The sequence below is a fragment of the Corallococcus sp. CA047B genome (genome assembly GCF_003612065.1).
GTDB lineage: Bacteria > Myxococcota > Myxococcia > Myxococcales > Myxococcaceae > Corallococcus > Corallococcus praedator.
The window spans coordinates 1-7494 of the sequence record NZ_RAWD01000396.1 but is presented as its reverse complement, the minus strand read 5'-3'; the positions used below and the strand labels follow the sequence as shown (position 1 = coordinate 7494).

The window sequence follows — 7494 nt, the reverse complement described above, 5'->3', positions numbered from 1 at the left end:
GCGCCCCAACTGCCCGCCGAGCGCCCCGAGCTGCGCGTGGAGCTGCCGCCCTCCGACACGGAGCTGGCCCTGCGCCGGGACGCGGAGGACGCCCACGCCCGCACGGAGGACCTGCGCCGCCAGCGCGAGTCCGCGTCGCTCGCCGCCCGCGCCACGAAGGACGGCGCCGAGCGCGCCCGCCTGGAGGCGGAGGCCCGCGACCTCAAGGAGCGCGAGGAAGAGGCCAAGCGCGTCGAGTACCGCGCCAAGAAGGCCGTCGACGACGAGACGCGCGAGCGCCGCAAGCGGGAGCAGGCCGAAGCGGTGCGCCTGCGCGAGGAGGCCCTGGCCCAGGAGGCCGCCCAGGCGGAGGCCGCCCGTCAGGCGGAGGCTGCCGCCGCGCGCGCCAAGGTGGAGGCCGAGGGAGGCCGCACGCTGGCGCAGGGCCTGGACCGCACGAAGAGCCAGGGCTTCATGGCCCGGCTCAACGGGCTGTTTGGCCAGCAGCGCGAAGTGGACGAGTCCGTGCTGGCGGAGCTGGAGGAGATCCTCTTCACCGCCGACATCGGCGTGAGGACCGCCAACCACCTGGTGGAGGTGGCGCGCGAGAAGCTCAAGCGCAAGGAATTGAGCGACCCGGAGCGCATCAAGGGCGTCATCCGCGAGGAGGTCGCGCGGATGGTGGACCTGCCGGTGCCGCGCTCGCTGGAGGGCGGAGGCCCGCCGCACGTGGTGATGGTGGTGGGCGTCAACGGCGCCGGGAAGACGACGACCATCGGGAAGCTGGCCGCGCAGCTCACCGGCCAGGGCAAGAAGGTGGTGCTCGCCGCGGGCGACACCTTCCGCGCCGCCGCCACCGAACAGCTGGACGTGTGGGCCGAGCGCGCCGGCGCCCAGTTGGTGAAGGGCACCGACGGCGGAGACCCGGGCGCCGTCATCTTCGAGGCCGTGAAGAAGGCCCAGACGGAAGGCGCCAGCGTCGTCATCGCGGACACGGCGGGCCGGCTGCACACCAAGGCCCCGCTCATGGAGGAGCTCAAGAAGGTCAAGCGCGTGATGGACAAGGCGCTGCCCGGAGCCCCCCATGAGGTGCTGCTCGTGCTGGACTCCACCAACGGGCAGAACGCCATCATGCAGGCCAAGCAGTTCCACGAGGCCGTGGGCGTCACCGCCATCGCGCTCACCAAGCTGGACGGCACCGCCAAGGGCGGCGTCATCATCGGCATCTGCGACGAGCTGAAGCTGCCGGTGGTCTGGGTGGGCGTGGGCGAGAAGATCGCCGACCTGCGCCGCTTCGAGCCGCGCGAGTTCGTGCAGGCCCTGTTCGACTGACGGCCCTCGTCACTGCCCCAGAAGCTGGTTGTTGATCTCCTCCAGCATCTGCTGCAACTGCTGCGTCTGGGCGCCCAGGTCCACGTCGCCCGGGCTGCCGCCGCCCATGGCGCCCATCAGCCCCTGGAGGTCCTCTGAGGAGCCCAGGTCCTCGTCGCCGTGGGCCTCCTCCCACCAGCGCGTGCGCAGGGCGCCCAGCGCCTTCGCGTTCGTGGGGCTCGCCTTCGCCAGCTCCTGCGTGAAGCAGGAGCGGCACGCCCACTTGAAGCGGTACGTGTCCACGTACGCGCGCAGGGCCTTGAAGAAGGCTTCGTCCCCCATGAGCTCGCGCGACGCCTGATGCAGCAGCGGCGCCTTGCCATACACCAGCGCGCCGTACTCCATCTCGCCGCCCGCGAAGTCGCCCACGGGCCGGTCCGCGCGGCCGTCCTTGCCGCCCCCCACGCGGTAGAGCTGGTAGGGCATCACCAGGGCCTCCTGCTTCAGGGCTTCGGCGGCCTCCTTGCCGTGGGCCCATTCGATGTAGAGGAGCGCGGCGTACTGCGCCAGGGACTCGTCCACCACGGGGTCGTGGATGGGGTCGGAGCCCACGAGGCCCGCGAAGTACTGGTGCGCCACCTCGTGCGCCACGGTGAACTCCAGCGTGCGCTCCAGCGAATCCCCCAGTTGGGCCATCAGGCCCGCGCCCTGCGCGCCCATGAACTGCTGGAGTGCCTCGTCCATGCCGGGCATCCCGCCGAGCAACGCCATGGGGTTGGCCTTCGCGCGGTAGAGCGACGTCGCCACCGTGACGAGCCCCGGGAACTCCATCCCGCCCGCGCCTCCGCTGAGCGGCGCCTGCACCACGCGGAAGTGGGTGTAGGGCAGCGGGCCCAGGCGCTTCTCGAACTCGGACAGGGCCTGCGACGCGTACTTGAGCACGCGCTTGCCCACCGCCGCGTCCTGGGGCGCGAAGTGGCTCTCCACCGTGACGGCGTTCACCGTGGCGGTGGCGGACTGGTAGCCGCGCGTCACCAGCACCGGGAAGTCGCGCACCGCCGCGGCCGCGAAGCTGTAGCGCACGCGGCCATCGCGCTCGGGCACCTCTCCCAGCGGCGTCCCGGTGGCGTGCGCCGCCCAGCCCGAGGGCACGGTGAGCGTGGCCAGCACGTGCGCGGGCTCATACAGCGCCAGGTCGCCCTGCCCCTGCGGCCCGTCCCACGGACGCCCCTGGGCATCCATTGGGGGCACCTGCGGCACCACGCCCACCAGGCTCACCACGTCCGCCGTGGCGGAGAAGGCCCCGTGGTCCTCCGCGCCGGACTTCTTGCCGCCGCCCATGAGCCCGCCCAGGCCCCCGGCCAGCGACTCCGCGCCCGGCGCCGCCCGGGGCACCGCGCCCTTCACCGCGAACTCCAGCGACACCGTGCCGCCCGGCGCCACCGGCGGCTCCAGCGCCACGCGCTGCAGCGTGGGCTCCGGCCCCGGCTCCAGCGTCACGGCCTTGCCGTTGAGCTTCGCGCCGGAGAGCGTCACCTGCCGCGAGCGGGCATTGGGCGTCAGCCGCAGGTACAGCTCGGTGAGGGGCTCGGGGCCCTTCGCCACCAGCTCCACCTGCACCTTGCCCCAGACGCGCCGCTCCTTCGGCTCCACCTCCAGCTGCACGCGGTAGCGCGGCAGGGAGTCCAGCGGCCCCAGCGCCCGCGCGGCCCTGTCCCGCTCCGACAGTTTGAGGTGCTGGAGGCAGAGCTGGACCTCCGGCGCCACGCTGCCCGCGCCCGGGACGGAGGCCGGCGTCGAAATCGGAGCGGGAGTCGGGGCGCGCGGAGGTGCCGCGGCGGACGGGCCTGCGACGAGCACGCACAGCAGCCACCATCCGGGGAAGGTCCTCATGGGGGGCATGCTAATTGACCCGCTCCGGGGGCGCTCGCTACAAGCCTCCCTGTGATCCACCCGCGAACGTTGACCCTCACCGCCGCCGTTGGCCTCCTGGCCGCCTGTGCCAAACAGGTTCCCGTGCCCACCACCGCCGTCGCCGCCGCGTCGACGAAGCCGCGCTCGGTCCGCCTGCTGCCCAACACGCCCGAGCGTGAGACGGCGAGCCTGGAAGGACGGCGTGAGGACGTGGAGGTGGACACGCGCGAGGGCGAGCGCAATCCCCGCATCGTCGCCACCGCGGAGACGCAGCCCCTGATGCTGGACGGAGCGAAGGCCCGTCTCTGCGGGGACGAGGCCTGCACCCAGGGCTTCGCCGTGGACAACTTCCTGCTGCTGGAGGTGCTGGACGCGAAGGGCAAGGTGTCGCGCCGCGCAGCCGTGGGCTTCACCGACAGCGTCTTCATCGGCAACGAGCAGGTGGACAACCTGGGCCGGCACGCCTTCAGCTTCGAGCCCAACGAGGTGGACATCACCGGCCTGCTGCCGGAGTCCGAGCCCTTCCGCATCCGCGCCACCGCGCTGGACTTCTGGGGCGTGGGGCGGGTGACGGCCATCTACCTGCGGCTGGAGCCGGGCGCGGGCCGCAACGAGGACGACCTGCGGGGCCAGTAGCCGGCCCCGAGCAGTACGGCTTCAGCGCTTCCGAAGGGACCTCAGAAGCGCAGGGCGCCCGCGGGCATCCCCGAGCGCAGGCCCGCGCCGATGGTGCCGTCGCACTTGCCACCGCAGACGTCGACGTCCGGGTTGAGCGCCGCCGGGGGACGCGTCGCCGCGTAGGCCCCCGCGCCCGCGGCGGCGGCCACCACGCCCACGCCGACCCAGACGTACCAGCGCTGGTACCACGCGGTGCCGGTGCTCTCCTTCACCTCCGGCGGCTGCTCCGTGCCCAGCGCCAGCCCCGGCTGCTCCACCGGCCCGGCGGGCGTCGCCGCCGGCTCCAGCACCGCGTTGCGCGGCACGTCCGAGTCCGCCACCGGGCGCAGGCGGCCTTCGACCAGGTAGGGCTGGCCGGCGCGCACGACGATGTTCTTCACGTCCTTGAGGCCCGGGGCGCGGAACTCCACCTCGTGCTGGCCCGGGCTGATGGCGTAGTTCTCCAGGGGCGTGACGCCGACCTTTACGCCATCCACCAGCACCGTGGCGCGAGGCACGTCCGCGCGCAGGGTGGCGATGCCCGTCGCCACCTCCAGCGCCACCGTCACGTCCGTCGTCTGGCCCGGCGACACCACGACGCGCTGGAGGAAGTCCGAGTAGCCCTGACGGCGGGCCAGGACGCGGTGCTCGCCCGGCGCCAGCTCCACGGGCTCCAGGGGGTTCACCTCCACGTCATCCACGGTGATCTTCGCGCCGCGCGCGTTGCTGCCCAGCCGGAACGCCAGCGCGGACTTCGCGGCCTCCGGCGCGTCGGCGGGAGACACCGCGGGCGTCTTGCCCGGCTTGGTCTTCTTGCCCACGCGCTCCTTCTTCGGAGCGGGCGGCTTGCGCTTCACGGTCGGCTTCGGCTTCACCGCCTTGGGCTTGCCCTTGGGCTTCGCCGGCGTGTCCTCCGAGGGAGGCGCGATGAGGTCATCGGTCTCCTGGGCGAACACCGCGGAGGGGAGCGCCAGGACGGCGACGAGCGACAGGACGGCGAAGCGGCGAAGGCTCATGTCGGCCCGAAGGTTAGAGAGTCATCCCTGGGGAAGCAAACACGTCCCACACGCACGTCGCTTGGGAGAATATCCGCGCCCCATGCACCGCACCCTCGTCACCCTCCCGCTCGGCCTCTGTGTCCTCTCCCTCACGGCCTGTCCGGCCAAGGCCCCGCCCCGGGTGGAGACCACCCCTCCCGCGGCGCCCGCCATCCATGTGCCGCCTGGCTGCGAGAAGGATCAATCCGGCGACTACTTCCACGCGCAGAACCCGGCCTTCCGCTACCTGGGCCAGGACGACGGCGGCACGCTGTCGCTCGCGGTGGTGCGCGCATGGGCGGACGGCGGCGTGGAGTCCCCGGACGCGGGCTCCGTGGGCATCGTCCTGCACCGCACCCCGGACGGCTTCGTGGGCGAGACGCGCGCCACCGGCTTCACCGGTTCGGGAACACCCTGCCCCGTCGCCTTCCCCACCGAGGCGGTGGCCTGCGACGACTCGGGCCTCACGCTGCGGGCCGCGTCCAGCACCGCCATCGACGAGGACTGCCGCCCCGCCACCTCCGGCCCCGCCCCCGTGCGCCAGGAACAGGTGCTGCGGCGCGGGGTGCCCGACGCCGGCCTGTAGGGGGGCCTGGCAAGCACCGCGCCGCCGTCCCTGCTTCCGGAAGTCGGAAGAGGAAGCGGCGGCGCGAGACACCCGAAACGAATGCGGCCCGGAAGGACTCAGGCCGCCTGACGCGGCTGCTCCTCGGGGGAGGTCACGGCGGGGGCGGACTCGGTCACCTTCACCCGGCCCGCGAAGCCCTGGAGCAGGCTGGACATGCCCACGTAAAGGAAGCCCGCCTGGAACAGGACGATGAAGGGCACCGACGTGTAGATGCGCGCGTCGATGGCGAACCACAGCGCCCCGGTGAAGTAGGCGGCGAAGAGCAGCTCCACCACCGGCATCAGCGTCTTGCTGCCGCGGTAGCTCTTCTTCACCGGCGCCTTGACGCTCTTGCCCTCGGCGCCCGTCTTCGGCGTGCGCGCGAAGCCCGACTGCTGGTTGAGCAGCGCCTCGCCCACGGCCTTCGCGTTGTTGATGGCCAGGCCGATGCCCAGGCTCATCAGGAACGGCAGGTACTTGAAGCGCTCCCAGCCGGTGGCGCCGCGCTCGCGCTGGGCGGCCACGTAGAAGACGCAGACGCTGGCCGTCGCGGTGATGAAGAAGGGCAGGTCCAGGAACAGCGTGCCGTACAGGCCGTGCTGGAAGCGCACCACCATGCTGATGGGCATCAGCACGGACAGGAGCACCATCAACAGGTAGGCCATGTTGTTGGTGAGGTGGAAGAACGCCTCGCGCTTCACCAGCAGGGGCAGGTCGCTCTTGAGGATGGTGGGCAAGAGCTTCTTCGCCGTCTGGATGGAGCCCTTGGCCCAGCGGTGCTGCTGGCTCTTGAAGGCGTTCATGTCCACCGGCACTTCGGCCGGGGAGATGACCTCCGGCAGGAACACGAACTGCCAGCCCTTGAGCTGCGCGCGGTAGCTCAGGTCCAGGTCCTCCGTGAGCGTGTCGTGCTGCCAGCCGCCCGCGTCGGAGATGGTGCTGCGGCGCCAGATGCCCGCGGTGCCGTTGAAGTTGAAGAAGCAGCCGGCGCGGTTGCGCGCGGTGTGCTCGATGATGAAGTGCCCGTCCAGGAAGATGCTCTGGGCCTGCGTGAGGATGGAGAACTCACGGTTCAGGTGGCCCCAGCGCACCTGCACCATGCCCACCTTCGCGTCCGCGAAGAAGGGCACCGTGCGCATCAGGAAGTCGGGGCTCGGGACGAAGTCCGCGTCGAACACCGCCACGTACTCGCCCGTGGCCAGCTTCAGGCCGTTCTCCAGCGCGCCCGCCTTGTAGCCCTGGCGGTTGACGCGGTGGATGTAGACGATGTCGTGGCCCTTCTGCCGGTGGCGCTCCACGCACGCACGCGCGATGCCGCATGTCTCGTCCGTCGAGTCGTCCAGCACCTGGATTTCCAGCAGCTCGCGCGGGTAGTCGATGCGACACACCGACTCCACCAGGCGCTCCACCACGTACATCTCATTGAAGATGGGCAGCTGGATGGTCACGCGCGGCAACGCGGGAAGCGTGCCGTTCGGCGTGGGCAGCTTGAACTTGTGGCGGTAGTACAGGAACGCCATGCGGTACCGGTGGGATCCATAGACCCCCAGCACGCTCAGCAGGCTGAAGTAGACAGCCAGGAAGATGATCTCAACGGTGGTCATCGGTGACGCTCAGCCCCTCCCGCTGGCACTGGCGCCAGCGGTCCAACCAGACGTGGCGGCATGCCCGACCGACCCGCTCACGCTGACCGCCGCCTCCTGGGTCCGCTGAGCCCCGCCCCGTATGTGCCCGAAAAGACTAGGCTTTGACGTTCCGACTTCTGATCGCGGCCGGACAATAGGGAGGCACCCGGGTCGTGTCAAACTATTCCCCGGTTCCGAGAGGCTTGAAAGGGCGGCATTGACGCGAAACGTCAACCAGCGTTTCCCTGCGTCATGGCGCGCCCCTGGAAGTCCCCCGGGCCCCGTCGGGCGGAGGACGTCCAGGGTGCGGAGGTCGGCTCAGGACCTGGCGGCGACGCGCAGGGGCGTGGGGGATGCGGGGAGG

Annotated in this window: 6 protein-coding genes; 3 read left to right on the top strand and 3 right to left on the bottom strand. The window is 71.4% G+C overall.

Annotation, left to right across the window (positions count from 1 at the left end; translation table 11 throughout):
- Positions 1 to 1311: signal recognition particle-docking protein FtsY (ftsY, locus tag D7X74_RS36890; protein ID WP_120537673.1), on the top strand; the 1311-nt coding region annotated here is incomplete at its 5' end.
- Positions 1312 to 1320: 9 nt separating this feature from the next.
- On the opposite strand, the gene D7X74_RS36885 is transcribed toward ftsY, so the two are convergent.
- Positions 1321 to 3183, bottom strand: coding sequence for a M1 family aminopeptidase (locus D7X74_RS36885; protein WP_370450848.1), 1863 nt, complete (start codon positions 3181 to 3183; stop codon positions 1321 to 1323).
- 123 nt (positions 3184 to 3306) lie between these two features.
- Between D7X74_RS36885 and D7X74_RS36880 the strand changes: the two genes are divergently transcribed.
- Positions 3307 to 3840, top strand: coding sequence for a hypothetical protein (locus tag D7X74_RS36880; protein WP_370450847.1), 534 nt, complete (start codon positions 3307 to 3309; stop codon positions 3838 to 3840).
- 41 nt (positions 3841 to 3881) lie between these two features.
- On the opposite strand, the gene D7X74_RS36875 is transcribed toward D7X74_RS36880, so the two are convergent.
- A complete protein-coding gene (locus tag D7X74_RS36875) occupies positions 3882 to 4877 on the bottom strand; it encodes a PEGA domain-containing protein (protein ID WP_120537670.1) in 996 nt (331 codons plus the stop codon).
- Positions 4878 to 4959: 82 nt separating this feature from the next.
- On the opposite strand from D7X74_RS36875, the gene D7X74_RS36870 reads away from it, so the two are divergent.
- A complete protein-coding gene (locus D7X74_RS36870; protein ID WP_167508800.1) occupies positions 4960 to 5484 on the top strand; it encodes a hypothetical protein in 525 nt (174 codons plus the stop codon).
- 98 nt (positions 5485 to 5582) lie between these two features.
- Here D7X74_RS36870 and D7X74_RS36865 read toward each other — a convergent pair whose 3' ends face one another.
- Complete coding sequence (locus D7X74_RS36865; protein ID WP_120537668.1) at positions 5583 to 7109, bottom strand: cellulose synthase family protein; 1527 nt, start codon at positions 7107 to 7109, stop codon at positions 5583 to 5585.
- Between the last annotated feature and the right edge of the window lie 385 nt (positions 7110 to 7494).

What these genes read in the sequence shown, in the direction of transcription:
- D7X74_RS36870 (WP_167508800.1), top strand. Translation starts at nt 4,960, where the DNA reads ATGCACCGCACCCTCGTCACCCTCCCGCTCGGCCTCTGTGTCCTCTCC.
- D7X74_RS36865 (WP_120537668.1), bottom strand. Translation starts at nt 7,109, where the DNA reads ATGACCACCGTTGAGATCATCTTCCTGGCTGTCTACTTCAGCCTGCTG.
- D7X74_RS36885 (WP_370450848.1), bottom strand. Translation starts at nt 3,183, where the DNA reads ATGAGGACCTTCCCCGGATGGTGGCTGCTGTGCGTGCTCGTCGCAGGC.
- D7X74_RS36875 (WP_120537670.1), bottom strand. Translation starts at nt 4,877, where the DNA reads ATGAGCCTTCGCCGCTTCGCCGTCCTGTCGCTCGTCGCCGTCCTGGCG.